Raw genomic sequence first — 18,217 nt, forward strand, 5'->3', positions numbered from 1 at the left:
AGCCGTCAGGACTGGGGGACGGCGCAGAAGTAGCCGTCGCCCTCCTGCCAGAAGCGGTAGAGCTGGTGGCCGCAGTAGGCCTCCAGGTCCGAGACGCCGAGCGCGGACAGCAGGCCGTCGACCACGCCGAAGAACCAGGTGTTGACCGCGGGGATCCACAGCAGCGCGAACACGGCGATCAGGCCGAAGGGAGCGAGGGGCGCCACCTCGCGGCGCACCCGGTAGGAGAGCCACGGCTCGATGATCCCGTAGCCGTCCAGGCCCGGCACCGGCAGGAAGTTCAGGATCGCCGCCGAGACCTCGAGCAGCGCGAGGAAGGCCAGCGCGAAGCGGAATGCGAGCGGGACGCCGTCGAGGGCGTTCAGCCAGAACGGGGCGGTGCACACGGCCGCGAACGCCACGTTCGCCAGCGGGCCCGCCGCCGAGATGAGGCTGTGCTTCCAGCGGCCCCGGATCCGGTCCCGCTCGATGTACACCGCGCCGCCGGGCAGGCCCAGCCCGCCCATGATCACGAAGATCACCGGCAGGATGATGCTGAGCAGCGCATGGGTGTACTTCAGGGGGTTGAGGGTCAGGTAGCCCTTGGCCCCGACCGTGAGGTCGCCGCTGTGCAGGGCGGTGCGGGCGTGCGCGTACTCGTGGAGGCAGAGGGAGACGACCCACGCGGACGTGACGAAGAGGAAGACGGCGAGGCCGGGGCTCGCGGCGTAGCCCGTCCACACGGCCCACCCGGTGACCGCCATGATCGCGACTATGCCGAGGAAAACGGAACTGATGCGGCGCTCGCTGCGCGTGCCCTGATGAACCATGCGGCGAAACCTACCCCGGGTACAGGGCCGTTCGGCACCGGGGGCCGGGGAGAATGGGGCGGTGCGCTACGCGATCCTCGGCACCACACAGGCCATCCGCGACGACGGGACACCCGTCGCCGTCGGCGGCGCGCGCCTGCGGGCGCTGCTGACCGCGCTCGCGCTGCGGCCGGGGCGGGCGGTGCCCGTCCACCTGCTGGTGGCCGATGTGTGGGACGGCGACCCGCCGGCCGACGCGCCCGCCGCCCTGCAGGCGCTGGTGGCCCGGCTGCGCCGGGCGCTCGGGCACGGGGCGGTGCGGTCGGCGGAGGGCGGCGGCTACGAGCTGGCCGCCGGGCGCGAGGACGTCGACCTGTACCGCTTCGAGCGGCTGACCCGGGCCGCCGCGGCGGACCCGGACCCGGCGCGGGCGGCCGCCCTGTACGACGAGGCCCTGGCGCTGTGGCGCGGCCCGGCCCTGGCCGACCTCCCCGACCCCGGGGCGGAGGCCGCGCGCTGGGAGGCCGTACGGACCGACGCGCGCCGGGGGCGGCTCGGCGCGGCCCTCGACCTCGGCGAGGCGGAGCGGGCCCTGCCGGAGCTGACCGCGCTGTGCGCGCAGCAGCCGCTGGACGAGCCGCTCCAGGTGCTGCGGCTGCGGGCCCTGCGGGACGCGGGGCGGGCGGCGCAGGCCCTGGCCGCCTACGAGGAGGTGAGGCAGGCCCTTGCCGACCGCCTGGGCGCCGACCCGGGCCCGGCCCTGCGCGCCCTGCACACCGAACTCCTGTCCGGCCCGGAGCACCGCCCCGTCACCCCGCCCGGGGCCCGCCGGGCCCGGCGCCCGGCCGCGCCGCGGCCCGGCACGGGCCCGGCGGGCCCCGGCCGCACCGCCCCCGGCTACGGCGTGCCCGCGGGTCCGGGCCAGGCGGACCCGGCTTCCGGCGGTGCCCGCCCGGAGCCGGGATCTGCTGTGCCCGGGCACGGCGTGCCGGGATCCGGCGCCCCGGGTGGGGCGGGTACGGGGCCTGCCGAGCCCGGCCACGGCGTGCCGGGCCGCGGTTCGCCTGCCGGGCCGGCCTGGACCGGCGCCGCAGACGCACCGGCCGGAACCGCCCCGGTCGGCCCCGTCGCCCCCGCCGGAGGCGGGCGGGCCGAGGCGGCGGCCGGGTACGCCCCGACCGCGTGGGCCCAGCCGGCCGTGTCCCGGTCCGCCTTCGCGCCTGCCGGGCCCACCCCGGCCCCCGGGGACGGGCAGGACGGGGCAGCACAGACCGGAGCTTGGTCCGCCGGCGCGGGCCGGGCCGGGGCCGCCTTCGCACCCGCCCCGGCCACCGGGAGCGGGCAGGACGCGGCTTGGTCCGCCGGCGCGGGCCAGGCCGGGGGGCGGGCCGGTGTGGCCGGACCCGCCGGACCCGCCGGACCCGCCGGGTCGGGCGTGCCCGCGGTTCGGCGGGGGAATTTGCGGGCCCGGTTGACCACCTTCGTCGGGCGCGAGGAGGACATCCGGGCCATCGGGGGTGATTTGGCGCGGGCGCGCCTCGTCACCCTGCTCGGGCCCGGCGGCGCCGGCAAGACGCGGCTGTCGCAGGAGGCCGCCGAGGCGCAGCCCGCCGACGCCGCGCCCGACGGGGTGTGGTTCGTCGAGCTGGCCCCCGTCGACGACCCCGAGGACGTCGCCGAGGCCGCGCTCTCCGCGCTCGGGGCCCGCGAGACCAAGCTGCGCGGCGGCTCCGCCGAGGAGATGCGGGCGCTGACCGACCGGGCCGGCGACAACCCGCTCGACCGGCTCACCGAGCACTGCGCCCGGCTCCGGCTGCTGCTGATCCTGGACAACTGCGAGCACGTGGTCGGGGCGGCCGCCGAGCTGGCCGAGCAGCTCCTCACCCGCTGCCCCGGAGTCCGGATCCTGGCCACCAGCCGCGAACCCCTCGGCGTGCCGGGGGAGTTCCTGCGGCCGGTGGAGCCGCTGCCCGACCCCGTCGCCGTACGGCTGCTCGGCGACCGCGGCGCCGCCGCCCGCCCCGGCTTCACCCCCGACGACGACCCCGAGGCGGCCGCCGAGATCTGCCGCCGCCTGGACGGGCTGCCGCTGGCCATCGAGCTGGCCGCGGCCCGGCTGCGCCTGCTCACCCCGCGCCAGATCGCCGACCGCCTCGACGACCGCTTCCGCCTCCTGACCGGCGGCGCCCGCACCGTGCTGCCCCGCCAGCAGACCCTGCGCGCGGTCGTGGACTGGTCCTGGGACCTGCTCGACGAGCCCGAACGGGCCGTGCTGCGCCGCCTGTCCGTCTTCGCGGGCGGCTGCGACCTCGCCGCCGCCGAAGCCGTCTGCGGGGACAGGGGCCGAGAACGCCTCGACGTCGCCGATGCGCTCGGCGCGCTCGTCGACAAGTCCCTCGTCATCGCCGCCCCCGCCCCCGACGGCATGCGCTACCGGCTCCTGGAGACCGTGGCCGAGTACGCCGGTGAGCGGCTCGACGAGGTCCCCGGCGACCGGGCCGCCGCCGAGCGCCGCCACCTCGTCCACTACCGGGAACTCGCCCGCACCACCGAGCCGTTGCTGCGCGGCCCCCACCAGCGGGCGGCCGGGGAGCGGTTCGCCACCGAGCACGAGAACCTCCGTACCGCCCTGCGCCGCGCGGTCGCCGCCCGCGACACCGACGAGGTGCTGTGCCTGATCCACTCCCTCGGCTGGTACTGGATGATGCACGACCTGCGTGCCGAGTCCCGCCACTGGGCCGACGCGGCCGCCGCGCTCGGCCCCGACCCCTTCCTGGCGCCCGTCGTGCCCGCCGAGCCGGTGTACGCGCGGCTGATCGACACGCCCCCGCCGTACGAGGGGGAGCTGCTGACCGAGGCCTGGCGCGGTATCCGCCTGGTCCAGCTCGCGGCCCGCGACCAGACGAGCGAGAGCTGGACCTCCCCGGACATCCGCCCCCGGATCGAGGGGATCATCGCCGCCTACGCGCCGGGCCTGCCGCAGACCTGCTGGGCCCCCGGCTCCCTGTGGATCTTCGCCGTGATGATCGCCGGGGAGGTGGACCTGCTGCGGCGCGCCATCAACGCCACCGTCGACGCCTGCCGCGAGCTGGAGCAGCGCTGGGAGCTGGCCGCCACCCTGCAGATGCGGGCCAACATCCTGGCGAACCGGGCCGACTGGGCGGGCGACGCCGCGCGCGACGCCGACGAGAGCCTGGCCCTGTTCACCGAGCTCGGCGACGACTGGGGCTGCGCCGAGGCCCTGTCCGCCCGCGCCGAGGCCCGGGAGAAGCGCGGCCAGTACGCGCTCGCCGCGCAGGACTACCTGGCCGCGATCGAGTACGCCGAGCGGCTCGGCGCCCCCTCCCAGGTCACGGTGTTGCGGGTGCGCATGGCCGGGGTCCTCATCGAGAGCGGCCGCGTCGCCGAGGCGGAGGCCCTGCTGACCGAGATCCTGAGCGTCCCGCGCTCGTACGGCAACGAGGCCCTGCCCGCGGCCCGCATGTTCCTGGCCGGCTGCTACGGACGCACCGGCCGCATCTCCGAGGCCCGCGCCCAGCTCCAGCAGTTGCGCGAGGAGTTCGCCTTCGGCGCGTACGCCATCTTCGACGGCTTCCTGCTCGGCACGATGGCCTGGCTGGAGAACCAGGAGGGCAAGCACGCCGAGGCGTTGGAGCTGCTGCGGCAGGCCCTGGTCAGCGCCCGGGACCCGCTCGCCGTGATGGTCGCCCCGCAGTTGCCGGCCGTGTACCTGATGACGGCGGCGCTGTCGCACGTGAGCCTCGGCGGCCGGGAGCAGGCGTACGACGCCGCGCGGCTGCTCGGCGCGTACCGGACGCTGCTGCCGCCCCACCACTTCCCGATCACCACGGAACGCGAGGACGCCGCCCGGGCCGAGGAGCTGGCCCGAGCGGCGCTCGGTGACGCCGCGTACGAGGCGGCGCATGCCGAAGGCGGCGGCCTCACCCTGGAGGAGGCCACCGCCCTCGTCTGACCCGGCCCCCGTGCGGGGCCCGTCCGGGACGCGATCCGGAACGGACCGGCCGCCGTCCGGATCAGGTCTTCTGGCGGAACTTGCGCACCGCGAGCGGCATGGTGACGACCGTGATGGCCAGGGACCAGGCCAGGGTCACCCACACCGGGTGGGCGACGGGACCGCCGTTGATCAGGCCGCGTGCCGCGTCGGCCAGATTGGACAGCGGGTTGTAGTCGGTGAAGGACTGCAGCCAGCCGGGCATGGTCGTCGGCGGGGCGAAGATCGAGCTGCCGAACTGCAGGGGCATCAGGACCAGCATGGCCATGCCCTGGACGGCCTGGGCGGTCTTCATGGTGAGGCCGAGCAGGATGAAGATCCACATCAGCGAGGCTCCGAAGACGGCGGACAGGCCGATGGACAGGAACAGGTCGAGCACGGACGTCTTGATGGACAGGCCGAGCAGGAAGCCCACGCCGAGCAGGATCGCGATCGCGACCATCATGCGGCCGAGTTCGACGACGATCTTGGCGAGGAGCACGGACGACCGGGCGATCGGCATGGACCGGAAGCGGTCCATCACGCCCTTCTTGAAGTCGTCGTTGACGCCGGTGCCGACGCCCATGGCGATGTTCATGCCCATCATGGCCATCAGGCCCGGGACGACGTAGTTGACGTACGCCTCCTGGTTGCCCTTGCCGGAGATCGCGCCGCCGAAGACGAACACGAACAGCAGCGTGAAGATGATCGGCATGAACAGGACGTCGAACATCGACTCGGGGTCCTGCTTGATCTGCAGCGTGTTGCGGCGCACCAGGGCGCCGATGTGCCGCAGGTTGGCCCGCAGGCCGATCCGGCCCTCGGAGGGCGGCAGCGCCTGGCCGTGCGCGCCGCCGCCGGCGGCGGCGGTCGCCGCGGTGCCGTCGGGCTTGTTCGTGGTGACGGTGCTCATGCCGCGACCCCCTCGGTCTTCTCGGTCTTCTCGGTCTGCTCGGTCGCGTCGGCGGTGTCGGTCCGGTGGCCGGTGATGGCGAGGAACACCTCGTCCAGGCTGGGCAGGTACGTGCCGAGGTCGGCGATCGCGTACCCGCGGGCGGCCAACAGGCCGACCACGGCGGTCAGCTGCTCGTCGCTCAGGATCGGCACCAGCAGCACGCCCTCGTCGGGCACGGCCTGCGAGCCGGCCACCCCGTCCAGACCGGCCTCGGCCAGGGCGCGGGCCATGCCCGGCAGGTCGGCGGCGGAGGCGGGGCGGATCCGCAGGGTGCGGCCGCCGACGCGGGCCTTCAGCTCGTCGACCTTGCCCTTGGCGATGACCTTGCCGCGGTCGATGACCGTCAGCTCGCTCGCGAGCTGCTCGGCCTCCTCCATGTACTGGGTGGTGAGCAGGACGGTGGCCCCCTCGGCGACCATCCGCTGCACCTCGTCCCACACCTCGTTGCGGGTACGGGGGTCCAGGCCGGTGGTCGGCTCGTCCAGGTAGAGCACGGCCGGGCGGCCGATCATCGAGGCGGCCAGGTCGAGGCGGCGCCGCATGCCGCCGGAGTACTGCATGGCCGCCTTCTTCGCGGCCTCGGTGAGGGAGAACCGCTCCAGCAGCTCGTCGGCGCGTGCGCGGGCCTCCTTGCGGGACAGGTCCAGCAGCCGGCCGATCATGTACAGGTTCTCCCAGCCGGACAGCTTCTCGTCGACCGAGGCGTACTGGCCGGTGAGGCCTATGGTGCGGCGCAGCTGCCGCGGCTGGCGGACCACGTCGTAGCCTGCGACCCGGGCGGTGCCGGAGTCGGGGACGAGCAGCGTGGACAGGCAGCGCACCAGGGTGGTCTTGCCGGCGCCGTTGGGGCCGAGGACCCCGAGGACGGTGCCCTCGCGGACGTCCAGGTCGACACCGTCCAGGGCCTTGGTCTCGCCGAAGTGCTTGACCAGTCCCCGTACCTCGACGGCGTTCGGGCCGTTCAGGGGATTCTTGTCGTTTCGCGTCATGTCCACCATGGGACCAGCAGCCGCCGACAAACCACCGACAGCCGACCGACAGCCACCGACACGGACCGACAGGCTGCCGACAAACACGCCGACAACACGCCGACGACAAACGCCGACGAAACGCCGACGAGCGCGAACGAACGCCGACAGCCCGTACGCCGTAAGGGCGACGGGCTGCCGGTTCAGTGGTCTTCAGTGCTTCAGTGCTTCAGTGCTTCAGGGGTTCACCGGCTCACCGGCTCAGCGGCTCAGGGCTCACCGGCTCAGTGGAACGCGTGCTGCTCCTGCGGGAACGCTCCGCCGACGACGTCCTCGGCGAACGCCTTCGCCGCGTCCGTCATCGTCGCCCGCAGGTTGGCGTACTGCTTGACGAACTTCGGCATCTTCCCGCCGGTCAGGCCCATCATGTCGGTCCACACCAGCACCTGCGCATCGCATTCCGCGCCCGCGCCGATGCCGACCGTCGGGATGTGCAGCGAACGGGTGACCTCCGCGGCCAGCTCGGCCGGGACCAGCTCCAGCACCACCGCGAAGGCACCCGCGTCCTGCGCCGCCTTGGCGTCGCGCAGCAGCTGGTGCGCGGCCTCGTCCCCGCGGCCCTGGACCCGGTAGCCCATGGCGTTGACGGACTGCGGGGTCAGGCCCAGGTGCGACATGACGGGGATGCCGGACTGGACGATCAGCTCGGTCTGGTGCAGCGAGCGCTCGCCGCCCTCGAGCTTCACCGCTCCGACGCCGGCCTCCTTCACGAGCCGGGTCGCGCTGCGCAGCGCCTGCACGGCGCCTTCCTGGTACGAGCCGAACGGCAGGTCGCCGACGACGAGGGCCCGGCTGGTGCCGCGTACCACCGCGGCGGACAGCAGGGTCATCTCGTCCATCGTCACGGGGACGGTGTTCTCGTAGCCGAGGTGACAGTTGCCCATCGAGTCGCCGACGAGGATGACCGGGATGCCGGCCTCGTCGAAGACGGACGCGGTCATCGCGTCGTAGGCGGTGAGCATGGGCCACTTCTCGCCGCGCTCCTTGGCGAGGGTGAGGTCGCGGACGGTGATCCGCCGGGTGCCCGTGCCTCCGTACAGGGTGGGGGAGGCGGCTTCGCGGGCAGGCGAAACGGCATGCGTCATTGCAACTGCTCCTTGATGTCATCTCGAGGCGCCCTCACGGCGTCCCCGGACTCATCCACCATGGTTGCACCTGTCTCGCTCACTGGGAAAGTGGCGCGGTGACCGGTGCGTCACACTCCCGTCGCGCACGAGCCCTGCTCCGGCCCTCCTCATGGTCGCCCGACGGCCGCCCGATGGCGCGAAGTGCGCGCGTCCGAGCGAATGTGCGCGTTTCGTGACAAGCGGAACCCGGGCCGTATGGCCGTTCGTCCTCCCGGACGTACGGCCGGGAACACCGGCACGGAAGGCTTCGTCGATCGCCTAGGGTCATGGTGCGGGGACGGAGCGCAAGCACGGCAGCGAGGGCAGTGGCATGGCACAGGCGTACATGACGGAGACGGGGAACGGCGGCTCGGGGCCCGAGTCCTCCGGATCCCGATTCCGCCGGCGCCTGGCGGAGCTGCGGCGCGACCCGGGGATCTGGCGGCGCGGCATCGTGACCGCGGCCCTCGCGGTGGCGGTCTCGCTGGTGATGATCCTCCACGCGGAGCTGCCCAACGCCGTCGGCAACCTCGGCAGCCTCACCGAGACCTTCCTGCCCTGGCTGGGGCTGGCCGTCCCGCTGCTGCTCGCCGCCGCGGTGGTCCGCAAGTCGGCCACCGCGCTGATCGCGCTCGTGCTGCCGGCCATCGTCTGGGTGAACCTCTTCGGCGGGCTGGTCATCGACAAGTCCGGCTCCGGGGGCAACCTGATGGTGGCCTCCCACAACGTCGACGCCGACAACCCCGACCCGCGCGGCACCGCCCGCTCGGTCGCCAAGGCCGGGGCGGACGTGCTGGCCCTGACGGAGCTCAAGGGCAGCGCCGTCCCCGTCTACGAGCAGGCGCTGGAGGCCACGTACAAGTACCACGCGGTCGAGGGCACCGTCGGGGTGTGGAGCAAGTACCCGCTCACCTCCAGCCGGGCCGTCGACATCAAGCTGGGCTGGACCCGGGCCATGCGCACCACCGTGGAGACCCCGCAGGGCGCGGTCGCCGTGTACGTCGCGCACCTGCCCTCCGTCCGGGTCAAGCTGAACGCCGGCTTCACCGCCAACCAGCGCGACAACAGCGCCGGCGCGCTGGGCGCCGCGCTCGCGGGCGAGCCGCTGCGCAAGGTCGTCCTGCTGGGCGACCTCAACGGCACGATGAACGACCGCTCCCTGTCGGAGGTCACCTCGCAGATGCGCTCCACGCAGGGCGCCGCCGGCGACGGCTTCGGCTTCAGCTGGCCGGCCCAGTTCCCGATGGCCCGGATCGACCAGATCATGGTCCGCGGGATGAAGCCGGAGGCCTCCTGGACCCTGCCGCGCACCGGCAGCGACCACCTGCCGGTGGCGGCGCGGGTGACCGTGAAGAAGTAGGAGCAGCACGGGCAGACGGCGAAGGGCCCCGGCCGCCGCGAGAAGCGGCCGCGGCCCTTGGCGTGCCTCAGCGGTGCCGTGTCACGCGTGCTCGCGCCAGCCGTTCGTGATGGGCAGGCGGCGGTCCTTGCCGAAGCCCTTCGCGGAGATCTTCGTGCCCGGCGGGTACTGGCGGCGCTTGTACTCGGCCAGGTCCACCATCCGCAGGGTCTTCGCCACCAGCTCCCGGTCGAAGCCGGCCGCGACGACCGCCTCCAGGCCCTGGTCGCGGTCCACGTACAGCTCCAGGATCGCGTCCAGCACCGGGTAGTCGGGCAGCGAGTCCGTGTCCACCTGGCCCGGGCGCAGTTCGGCGCTCGGCGGCTTCACGATGGAGTTCTCCGGGATCGGCGGGGTCTCGCCGCGCTCGACCGCGGCCCGGTTGCGGTAGTGCGCGAGCCGGAAGACGTCCGTCTTGTAGACGTCCTTGATCGGGCCGTATGCGCCGACCGAGTCGCCGTACAGGGTGGAGTAGCCGACGGCCAGCTCGGACTTGTTGCCCGGGGCCAGCACGATGTGGCCCTCCTGGTTGGACACCGCCATCAGCAGGGTGCCGCGCAGCCGGGACTGGAGGTTCTCCTCGGCCAGGCCGGTCAGGCCCAGGGCGTCCATGTACGCGTCGAACATCGGGGCGATGGGGACGGTGCGGAAGTTCAGGCCGGTCCGCTCGGCGAGCTCGGCCGCGTCGCCCCGGGAGTGGTCCGAGGAGTACTTGGAGGGCATGGAGATGCCGTACACGTTCTGCGCGCCGATGGCGTCGCAGGCGATGGCGGCGACGAGCGCGGAGTCGATGCCGCCGGACAGGCCGACCAGGACGGAGCGGAAGCCGTTCTTCTTCACGTACGCGCGCAGCCCCACGACCAGCGCGTCGTAGACCTCCTCGTCGTCGTCGAGGCGGTCGGCGTAGTCGCCGGTGACGACCGGCTCGTACGGCTCCACCGGCTCCTCGGACAGGATGACGCGCTCGATGCGCAGCCCGTCGTCCACGATGCCCTCGGGGGCGTCGGCCCGGGCCGCCGGCAGGTCCAGGTCGACCAGGACGCAGCCCTCGGAGAACTGCGGGGCGCGGGCGATGACCTCGCCGTCCGCGTCGACGACGATCGAGTCGCCGTCGAAGACCAGATCGTCCTGGCCGCCGATCATCGCCAGGTAGGCCAGGGTGCAGCCGGCCTCCTGGGCCCGCTTCTGCACCAGTTCGAGGCGCACGTCGTCCTTGTTGCGCTCGTACGGGGAGGCGTTGATCGACAGCAGCAGGCCGGCCCCGGCGGAGCGGGTGGCGGGCACGCGGCCGCCCTCCTGCCAGAGGTCCTCGCAGATCGCCAGGGCCACGTCGACGCCGTGGACGCGCAGCACCGGCTGGGTGTCGCCGGGGACGAAGTAGCGGAACTCGTCGAAGACGCCGTAGTTGGGAAGGTGGTGCTTGGCGAAGCGGAGCACCACCCTGCCGCGGTGCAGTACGGCGGCCGCGTTCTCGGGGGAGCCGGCGGGCAGCCCCAGGCGCGGGGTGGAGCGCTCGCTGCGGTCGAGGTAGCCGACGACGACCGGGAGCTCGCCCAGGCCTTCTGCCGCCAGGCGCTCCGCCAGGGCGAGCAGGGCGGTGCGAGAGGCCTCGACGAAGGTGGTGCGCAGGGCGAGGTCCTCGACGGGGTACCCGGTCAGCACCATCTCGGGGAACGCCACGAGGTGGGCGCCCTGCTCGGCGGAGTGCCGGGTCCAGTGCAGGATCGAGTCGGCGTTGGCCGCGATGTTGCCGACGTGCGAGTCGATCTGATTCAGAGCGAGGCGTAGTTGAGGCACGGGGCCCAGTGTAATCGTCTTTCTGACGCGATGTCCTGGGCCCCGGCCGGGTCGGTCGTTTCGGGTCGGCCGTTTCGGGTCGGTCGTTTCGGGTCGGCCGTCTCGGCCCCAGCCGTTTCGGCTCAGCCGATCGGGCCGCTGAACTTCGCGCTCGGCATCAGCGTTCCGGGGGAGATGTCGGCGCTGATGGTGGCGGTGCCCTCGGGGACCTCGTAGGCCACGACACCGCTCGCGGACTGGCCCGGGAGGATGTCGCCCGTGATCATCTTGGGTACGTCGCCGTCGAAGACCAGCTTGGCGGTCATGCCCTTGTCGTCGCGGACGTTGGGCATGGCGTAGATGACGTGGTGGGTCTCGGCCGAGTCGTTGGTGATGGTGAGCGTCATCTCCACCGCGTTGCCGACCTTGGCGTACTTGTTCTTCGTCCGGTACTGCTTCGGCGCCGACAGGGTCACCTTGATGCCGCTGGCGTAGGTGTACGTCTGGCCGAAGGGCAGCGGCGAGGTCATGCCGGGCTCTTTGGACGGGGAGGGGGCGGGCTTCGACGGCCGGGTGGGCGGCCTGGTGGGCCACGGGGTGGGGGTGTCGAAGTCGTCGTCGAAGTCATCGTCGAAGTCGTCGCCGAGGCGGCCGCCGGGGCCCGGCCAGTCGCGGTCGATCCGCTCGTGGGTCCGCTCGCGGGCCTTGCCGACGACGACACCGGTGAGGAAGAAGCCGCCGACCGAGGCGCCGAGGGCCAGCACGCCGAGAACCGTTCCGGTGACGGCCATCGCCTTGCGGCCGAACCCGGCCGAGGCGCGGTTGATCCCGCCGATGCCGAGGCCGGTGGCCACCAGGCCGAGGGCGCCGCCGGCCCAGAAGAAGAACGGCATCGGGCCGAAGAGCAGGCCGAAGATACCGGTGATGAGCGCGGCGACGGCCAGGCCGTTGGAGGCGGGGGCGGGCTGGCCCCACAGGTGGCCGGGGCCGGTGCCCCAGCCGGGCTGGGCCCACGGGTTCCCGCCGGGCGGCACGGCCCCGCCGCCGAACCCGCCGGCGAACCCGCCGGCGGCTGCCGGGGCGGGGCCGACGGGGGCGAAGCCGGCGGGCGGGGTGGGCGGCACGGCGGCCGGGTCGGGGGCGGCGAAGGGGTTGGGGGCCGGGGCGGGGGCCGGCTGCGCCGGGGTCTGGGCGGGGTCGGGGGTGGGTGCGGGGGCGGGTGCGGGCACGGGCGCGGCGGACGGGTCGGCCGCGGGCGCGATGGCCTGGGGCTCCGGGGCCTTGTTGAACGACACCGGCCCGTCCGCCGCCGACGAGTCGGCTGCGGCGGCGGCCTCGGCCTCGGCCTCGGGCTGCGTCTCCGGGTCGGCCTCCGGCTCCGGCTCAGGGTCCGGTGCGTCGGCCTGCGGCTCCGGGGTCTTGTCGAACGACACGGGCTGGTCCGCGGGCGCTGCTGCGACGGCGGCCGGGCCGGCCTGCGGCTCCGGCTGCAGCCGGGGCTCCGGGTCCGGCGCGTCGGCCTGCGGCTCTGAGGCCTTCTCGAACGACACCGGCCCGTCCGCCGCCGGCGAGTCGGCTGCGGCGGCGGGCTCGGCCTCGGGCTGTGGCTCCGGCTCGGCCTGCGGCTCCGGTTCCCGCTCCCGCTCCGGGGTCGGCGCGGCGGCCTGCGGCTCCGGGGTCTTGTCGAACGACACCGGCCGGCCCGCCGTCGGGGCCGCCTCCGGCTCGGGTACGGGGATGCCCTCGGGCTCCGTGGGAGTGCCGGACGGGTTCGGCGGCGGCGTGCTCATGCTGGCGGCTGTGTCCTCGTATGCGTGCGGCGGGCAGATGATCGGATGGTCAGCCTGCCATGGGCGCGAGAACCGGCCAAAAGCCTTTTGGGGCCCGGGGGAGCGGATGCCGCGGGGGGTGCGGCGCCGCGTCCGGCACCGCACCCCCCGCGCCCGGTCAGACCGGCATCCGCTCCACCGGGATCCACAGCTGGGCGTCCGCCTCCGTCCAGTCCGCCGACGGCCGGGTGCGCAGGATCTCCGGCCCCGGCCGGGAGGCGTACGGGTTGGACGGGAACCACTGCGTGAAGACGTCCCGCCACAGGGTCTGCAGCGCCTGCGGGAACGGGCCGCTGCTCTCGAACACGGCCCAGGTCCCGGCCGGGACGGCCCTGACGTCCAGGCCCTCCAACTCGCCCTCGGCCCGCTCCGCACCGGTCACCACCCCGTGGTGGTAGTCCACTTCGGTGCCCTCCACCCGCCGGTCGCCGAGGACCTCGGTCACCGAGACAATCCCGTCGGGCTCCCGGTCGGACAGGGCGGTGATCCGCTGCACCGTCTCCGGCGCGAGGCTCTTGATGAACTCCGCTATGGCCGGATTCACCCCCTCGTGGACGAGCGGCACGCGGGCCTTCTTCCCGACGATGCGGAAGGCTTCCTTCTCCACGATCCGGTACTCCAAGGTGGTACTCCCTTCGACGATGAGGCGGAAGGACATCCGGGGCTGCGAGCGCAGGACCGCACCGGTGCGCCGCGCCTCGCCCGGACCGATGCCGTGCACGGCCCGGAACGCACGTCCGAAGGCCTCCGCGGACGTGTAGCCGTGGCGCACCGCGATGTCGAGCAGCGTGTGCTCCCCGGCCAGCACCTCGGCGCCCGCGACGGTCAGCCGCCTGCGCCGCACGTACTCCGACAGCGGGAGCCCGGCCAGCGCCGAGAAGAGCCGCCGGAAGTGGTACTCCGAGGTCATCGCGATACGGGCCAGCTCGGCGGCGTCGACCGTGCCGTCGAGGTGGTCCTCGATGTGGTCCATGGCCCGGTTCAGGTGCTCCAGCAACCCGGCCTCCTTCCCTTTTCGATCACCAACGTAGGAAGGGACCACCCTGCCCGACCCGACATCCTGTGCCCGGTCCGGTCGGGTGTGGCCGGGCAGGCGCAGGGTTGAGGATGATGTGGACCATGGCCGAACCCGCCGAAAAGCGAGCAGCGCAGGCAGAGCGAGCAGCGCAGGCAGAGCGAGCAGCGCAGGCAGAGCGAGCAGAGCGGGCAGAGCGGACGGTCGCGGTCCTGATCGGGCTCGGGGCCGCCGCCTACACGGCGTGGGTCCTCGAAGTCGTCCTCTCCACCGGCCTGAACCCGATCGAGACGTACGTCAGCGAGCTCGCCGCCCGGGACCGCCCGCTCGGCGGCCTCTTCCGGGCCACCGACTTCACCGCCGGCCTGCTCGTCTTCGCGGGCGGGCTGCTCGCCCTGCTCCGGGCGGCCCGGGACCCCGACTCCCGCCGCCCCTGGTCCCTCCTCGGCTGGGCCGCGATCACCCTCTTCGGCGCGGCCACCGCCGCCGACGCCTGGCTGCCGCTGAGCTGCACCCCCACCGTGGACCCGGTCTGCGCCGCCCGGGAGACCGCGGGCCTGGTCCCGGCCACGCACCGGGCCCACGCCGTCAGCAGCAGCCTCGCCATGACCGGCGCCCTCGTCGGGATCGTCGCCCTCACCGTCGCCGCCCGCCGCTACCGCAGGCACGCCCCGCTCGCCCGCTACGGCCCCGCCCTCGTCGCCCTGGAACTGCTCGCCACCGCCTGGACGCTGACCGCCATCGCCCTGTTCACCGCCGGGCGCGGCACCTGGGCCCTGGGCGCCGGGCAGCGGCTCCAGGTGCTGCTCGTGGCCCTGTGGCTCGGCCTGCTGGCGCATGCGGTCCGCACGGAGCGCCGTACGTGAGCGGCCCCGGCTCCTTCGTCCGGGTGGACGGGGTCCCGCTGCACGTGGTCGTCGAGGGCAGCGGCCCGCCCGTCGTGCTGAGTGCCGGGCTGGCCATGGCCTGGTTCGACTGGGACGCGGTCGCCGCCCTGCTGGTGGCCGCGGGCCGCACCGCCATCCGGTTCGACCGGCCCGGGCACGGCCTCAGCGGCCCGGCCGCGGCCCCGCCGACCGCCGCCGGGGAGGCCCGCCGGATCGCCGGGCTGCTGGAGGCGCTGGGCCGCCCGGGGCCGGTCACCGTGGTCGGGCACTCGATCGCCGCGTTCCACGCCGAGGCCTTCGCCCGCCTGTACCCCGAGCGCACCGCCGCCCTGGTCCTGGTCGACGGCAGTGTGGAGGAGGACCCCCGTCCGGTCCTGCCCGCCGCGCTGCGCACCGGCGCCGCCCGCGCGCTCGGCCGGGCCCTGACCGCCGCCGGGCTCCCGGCCGCCCTCGGGCCGGGGGCGCGGCGCGCCGCCGTACGGGCTGCCCGCACCGGCGGCGGCGATCCGGCCCCGCGGGACCTCGTACGCCGCTGCTACCGCACCGGCCGGGTCTGGCGCGGCGCCCTGCTGGAGAACTCCCGCTACCCCGACACCGCCGCCGAGCTCCTCGCCCTGCGCGCCCGCCGGCCGCTGACCGCCCCCACCACGGTCCTGGCGGCCCACGACGGCTCGACCCGCCCGGCCTCCCTGCGCTGGCTGTCCCGCCAGTACGCCCTGGCCACGGCCCTCGCGGCCCGCTTCGACACGGTGGCCCCCGCAGGCCACCTCACCATGCTGGACGCCCCCGCCCACGTGGCCGAAACCATCCTGACGACCCCGGAGAACCCCCCGACCTCATGGCTTTCGTCGGGGGGCTAAGGGGCTAAGGGGCCAAGGGGCCAAGGGGCTGAGGGGCTAAGGGCTGAGGGCGGGGGGCGAAGGGGGCGCAGGCACGCCGGCCGGTGGCGCGGGATCAGTGCTTTGCGTAGACCCTTTCGACGAAGCCCGCCAGTTCCTCCTCCGACAGGTGCTGGGCCAGGTCGGCCTCGCTGATCATGCCGACCAGCTTCTTGTCCTTGATCACCGGGAGCCGCTTGATCCGGTGGCTCTCCATTTCCCCGAGGACCTCGGAGACGTCGGCGCCCGCGTCGATCCACCGCGGGGTGCCCTCGCACAGGTCGCCGCAGGTCATCTGCGACGGGTCCATGCCCTTGGCCACGCACTTGATGACGATGTCGCGGTCGGTGACGATGCCGCACAGCCGTTCGTTGGCGTCACTTACGGGAAGGACGCCCACGTCGAGCCGGCGCATCAGCTCGGCGGCCCGGTCGAGGGTCTCGGTGGCGGGGATCCATTGCGCCCCGGCGTGCATGATGTCCGCCGCTGTGGTCATTGCGTACCTCCTGGCGTGCCGTTGCGGCCGGGCGCGGTCGCGCCCGCTGCGGCGCCCTCGGGAGGCCGATGGGGGAGGGCCGTGAGGACGCCCCTCCCACCACCGTACGGGCGTGCCGCGTCACCCGCGCGGCGCAGCCCCCCGCTGCCGCAGCAGGTCCGCCATCAGCGCGAGCTCCGACTGCTGGGCCTCGACCATGCCCTGGGCGAGCGCCCGCTCGGCCGGGGTCGCGCAGCGGTCCGCACACCCCTGGGCCATCGCGACGCCGCCCTTGTGATGGTCGGTCATCAGCTGGAGGTACAGCACCTCGGCGTCCCGGCCCCCGGCGGCGCCGAGCGCGGTGAGCTCCTCCTTGGTGGCCATGCCGGGCATCAGCGCGCCGGGCTTGGCGGCGACCCCGCCCATGTCGTGCCCCCCGCCCATGTCGTGCTCGGAGTGGTCGCCGTGGCCGCTGTGATCGCCGTGGCCGGCGTGGCCCGTGGTGCCGGCGCCGCCCTCGGGCGCGGCCATCCAGGCCATCGGCTGCCGGTCTGCCACCACCTTCGGCAGCCCCCACAGGTCCAGCCAGCCCAGCAGCATGCCCCGCTGGTTGGCCTGGGTGTTGGCGATGTCGTACGCGAGGGTGCGCACCGCCTCGTCCTGCGTGCGGTCGCGCACGATGAACGACATCTCCACCGCCTGCTGGTGGTGCACCGCCATGTCCCGGGCGAAGCCCGCGTCCGGCGAGTCCTGCGCGGGCGTACGGGCCGGCGCGGCGGAGCCGTCCCCGCCGCTCGCGGCGGCCACCGTGGCCGCCACCGCGAACAGCAGCGCCAGCAGCACCGCCGTTCCGGCCGCCCAGTACGTCGCGCGCCCGGCCGTGCGGCTGTCCGCCTGGCTCCCGCTCACTTGCCGACCAGCCCGTTGGTGCAGGCCGCACCCGGCTCGGGGGTCTGCGGGCCCTGCACGTACTTCGTGAAGAACTGCTTCACCCGCGGGTCGGCGGCGCTGTCGACCGTCACCTGCTTGCCCCACGCGCTGAGCATGATCGTGCCGCTCTGCTCCTTGACCGGGCTCATCAGCGTGTACGGGGTCTTCGCCACCCGGTCGGCCAGCTGGTCTATGTCGGCCTGGGGCGCCTTCTCGTTGTACGTCACCCAGACCGCGCCGTGCTCCAGCGAGTGGACGGCGTTCACCTGGGGGACCGGGTTCTTGTAGACGTCGCCGTTGCAGTTCATCCACCGCGGGTGGTGGTCACCGCCGACGGGCGGGTTCATCGGGTAGCTGACCGGGGTCTCGACGTGGTTGCGGCCCAGCGTCTTGGGGTCCCAGCTCTGTTCCTCGGCCACCGTGGCGGTCCGGGCGGCCGCGACGGCCTTCGCGGCGGCGTCGTCCTTGTTCTTCCGGTCGATCAGCACCCATGCGCCGAAGCCGACGAGGCCCGCGACGACGGCCGCCGAGACCGTGATCGCGACGACCTTGTTGCGCCGCTCGCGGGAGCGTTCGGCCCGGCGCATCTCGGCTATGCGCGCCTGGCGGGAGTTCCTGTCGGTGGGGGTCGTACCGGCCATGTGCCCTGTTCCTTCTGCTGAGGGGGGTGGAGGTGGATCCGGTGGGCGCGGTCGTACGCCGCCGGGGCGGCTGCGCGCCGCAGCCGTCAGCTCCGCAGCACCTGCAGGGCGTGGAGGTCGGGGGCGCGGGCGGGCGCGTCGTGCGCCCGGAGCGGCCCTGCGCCGTCGGCGGGGCGCGCGACGGGGCTCCCGGCGGCGCCCGTCACGGGCACGGCGGGCGGCGGGGCGGGCAGGACACCGGGGGTGACGTGCGAGAACGGGGAGCAGCCCGGCAGCTCGCCAGGGGCGGCGCACACGGCGTGCGGCCCGGCGGGCGTCCGGGAGGCGGCATGATCGACGGCCGGCGCGGCGGCCGCAGGCCCCCGTACGGCAGCCGCCGCCACGGCGTGCGCCTCACCCGGCCGCGCGCACAGCAGCAGCAGCGCGCCGAGCAGGACGGAGAGGGCCGAAAGGGCCGAGAAAGCCGAAAGGGCCGCCGCCGGCGCGGCACGCCGAGGCACGTGATGCCCGATGCGCCCG

The 18,217-nt window shown here is 74.3% G+C and carries 15 protein-coding genes; 4 read left to right on the plus strand and 11 right to left on the minus strand.

The features are described from left to right. Window positions 1-5 precede the first annotated feature (5 nt). Window positions 6-809: a site-2 protease family protein gene (locus ABZ924_RS10020; protein WP_361906498.1), complete on the minus strand. Its 804-nt coding sequence runs from the start codon at window positions 807-809 to the stop codon at window positions 6-8. A 61-nt stretch (window positions 810-870) separates the two neighbouring features. On the opposite strand from ABZ924_RS10020, the gene ABZ924_RS10025 reads away from it, so the two are divergent. Beyond that, the gene (locus tag ABZ924_RS10025; protein ID WP_361906500.1) at window positions 871-4,761 is read left to right on the plus strand and encodes a BTAD domain-containing putative transcriptional regulator; all 3,891 of its coding nucleotides are present in this window, start codon (window positions 871-873) and stop codon (window positions 4,759-4,761) included. 61 nt (window positions 4,762-4,822) lie between these two features. On the opposite strand, the gene ABZ924_RS10030 is transcribed toward ABZ924_RS10025, so the two are convergent. The 3 genes from ABZ924_RS10030 to panB form a co-directional block, all read right to left on the minus strand. Beyond that, window positions 4,823-5,692 (minus strand): ABC transporter permease, encoded by an 870-nt coding sequence (locus tag ABZ924_RS10030; RefSeq protein WP_361906502.1) that lies wholly within the window; start codon window positions 5,690-5,692, stop codon window positions 4,823-4,825. Further along, on the minus strand, window positions 5,689-6,732 hold the full coding sequence (locus tag ABZ924_RS10035; RefSeq protein WP_361906504.1) for an ATP-binding cassette domain-containing protein: 1,044 nt from the start codon (window positions 6,730-6,732) through the stop codon (window positions 5,689-5,691). Before ABZ924_RS10035 ends, ABZ924_RS10030 begins: the two co-directional genes overlap by 4 nt. 254 nt (window positions 6,733-6,986) lie before the next feature. Further along, window positions 6,987-7,847: a 3-methyl-2-oxobutanoate hydroxymethyltransferase gene (gene panB, locus ABZ924_RS10040; protein WP_361906506.1), complete on the minus strand. Its 861-nt coding sequence runs from the start codon at window positions 7,845-7,847 to the stop codon at window positions 6,987-6,989. Between the two features lie 352 nt (window positions 7,848-8,199). Here panB and ABZ924_RS10045 point away from each other — a divergent pair, with 352 nt between their 5' ends. After that, entirely contained in the window at window positions 8,200-9,228 is a 1,029-nt protein-coding gene (locus ABZ924_RS10045; RefSeq protein WP_361906508.1) for an endonuclease/exonuclease/phosphatase family protein, read from the plus strand. An 81-nt stretch (window positions 9,229-9,309) separates the two neighbouring features. Here the strand turns inward: ABZ924_RS10045 and ABZ924_RS10050 are convergent, their stop codons facing one another. The 3 genes from ABZ924_RS10050 to ABZ924_RS10060 all read right to left on the minus strand — a co-directional run bounded on the left by ABZ924_RS10050 (window position 9,310) and on the right by ABZ924_RS10060 (window position 13,869). Beyond that, window positions 9,310-11,064, minus strand: coding sequence for an NAD+ synthase (locus ABZ924_RS10050; RefSeq protein ID WP_361906510.1), 1,755 nt, complete (start codon window positions 11,062-11,064; stop codon window positions 9,310-9,312). A 122-nt stretch (window positions 11,065-11,186) separates the two neighbouring features. Next, entirely contained in the window at window positions 11,187-12,833 is a 1,647-nt protein-coding gene (locus ABZ924_RS10055) for a DUF4190 domain-containing protein (RefSeq protein WP_361906512.1), read from the minus strand. A gap of 157 nt (window positions 12,834-12,990) precedes the next feature. Then, entirely contained in the window at window positions 12,991-13,869 is an 879-nt protein-coding gene (locus ABZ924_RS10060) for an AraC family transcriptional regulator (protein WP_361906514.1), read from the minus strand. Window positions 13,870-14,099: 230 nt separating this feature from the next. Between ABZ924_RS10060 and ABZ924_RS10065 the strand changes: the two genes are divergently transcribed. Both ABZ924_RS10065 and ABZ924_RS10070 read left to right on the plus strand, forming a co-directional pair. Continuing rightward, on the plus strand, window positions 14,100-14,753 hold the full coding sequence (locus tag ABZ924_RS10065; protein WP_361906640.1) for a DUF998 domain-containing protein: 654 nt from the start codon (window positions 14,100-14,102) through the stop codon (window positions 14,751-14,753). Continuing rightward, complete coding sequence (locus ABZ924_RS10070) at window positions 14,750-15,634, plus strand: alpha/beta hydrolase (protein WP_361906516.1); 885 nt, start codon at window positions 14,750-14,752, stop codon at window positions 15,632-15,634. The genes ABZ924_RS10065 and ABZ924_RS10070 overlap by 4 nt, the downstream gene beginning before the upstream one ends. A 94-nt stretch (window positions 15,635-15,728) precedes the next feature. Here ABZ924_RS10070 and ABZ924_RS10075 read toward each other — a convergent pair whose 3' ends face one another. The 4 genes from ABZ924_RS10075 to ABZ924_RS10090 form a co-directional block, all read right to left on the minus strand. Further along, window positions 15,729-16,148, minus strand: a complete 420-nt coding sequence (locus ABZ924_RS10075; protein WP_361906517.1) for a CBS domain-containing protein — start codon at window positions 16,146-16,148, stop codon at window positions 15,729-15,731. Window positions 16,149-16,268: 120 nt separating this feature from the next. Further along, the gene (locus ABZ924_RS10080) at window positions 16,269-17,036 is read right to left on the minus strand and encodes a DUF305 domain-containing protein (protein WP_361906519.1); all 768 of its coding nucleotides are present in this window, start codon (window positions 17,034-17,036) and stop codon (window positions 16,269-16,271) included. Then, complete coding sequence (locus ABZ924_RS10085; protein ID WP_361906521.1) at window positions 17,033-17,698, minus strand: DUF3105 domain-containing protein; 666 nt, start codon at window positions 17,696-17,698, stop codon at window positions 17,033-17,035. The genes ABZ924_RS10080 and ABZ924_RS10085 overlap by 4 nt, the downstream gene beginning before the upstream one ends. An 86-nt stretch (window positions 17,699-17,784) precedes the next feature. Beyond that, on the minus strand, window positions 17,785-18,198 hold the full coding sequence (locus ABZ924_RS10090; RefSeq protein ID WP_361906523.1) for a hypothetical protein: 414 nt from the start codon (window positions 18,196-18,198) through the stop codon (window positions 17,785-17,787). Window positions 18,199-18,217 lie beyond the last annotated feature (19 nt).

It is taken from the genome of Streptomyces sp. NPDC046876 (assembly GCF_040645035.1).
Taxonomy (GTDB): Bacteria; Actinomycetota; Actinomycetes; order Streptomycetales; family Streptomycetaceae; genus Streptomyces.

Coding starts and splice junctions, on each gene's coding strand:
- ABZ924_RS10020 (WP_361906498.1), bottom strand. CDS start 809: ATGGTTCATCAGGGCACGCGCAGCGAGCGCCGCATCAGTTCCGTTTTC.
- ABZ924_RS10030 (WP_361906502.1), bottom strand. CDS start 5,692: ATGAGCACCGTCACCACGAACAAGCCCGACGGCACCGCGGCGACCGCC.
- ABZ924_RS10035 (WP_361906504.1), bottom strand. CDS start 6,732: ATGGTGGACATGACGCGAAACGACAAGAATCCCCTGAACGGCCCGAAC.
- panB (WP_361906506.1), bottom strand. CDS start 7,847: ATGACGCATGCCGTTTCGCCTGCCCGCGAAGCCGCCTCCCCCACCCTG.
- ABZ924_RS10045 (WP_361906508.1), top strand. CDS start 8,200: ATGGCACAGGCGTACATGACGGAGACGGGGAACGGCGGCTCGGGGCCC.
- ABZ924_RS10055 (WP_361906512.1), bottom strand. CDS start 12,833: ATGAGCACGCCGCCGCCGAACCCGTCCGGCACTCCCACGGAGCCCGAG.
- ABZ924_RS10075 (WP_361906517.1), bottom strand. CDS start 16,148: ATGACCACAGCGGCGGACATCATGCACGCCGGGGCGCAATGGATCCCC.
- ABZ924_RS10085 (WP_361906521.1), bottom strand. CDS start 17,698: ATGGCCGGTACGACCCCCACCGACAGGAACTCCCGCCAGGCGCGCATA.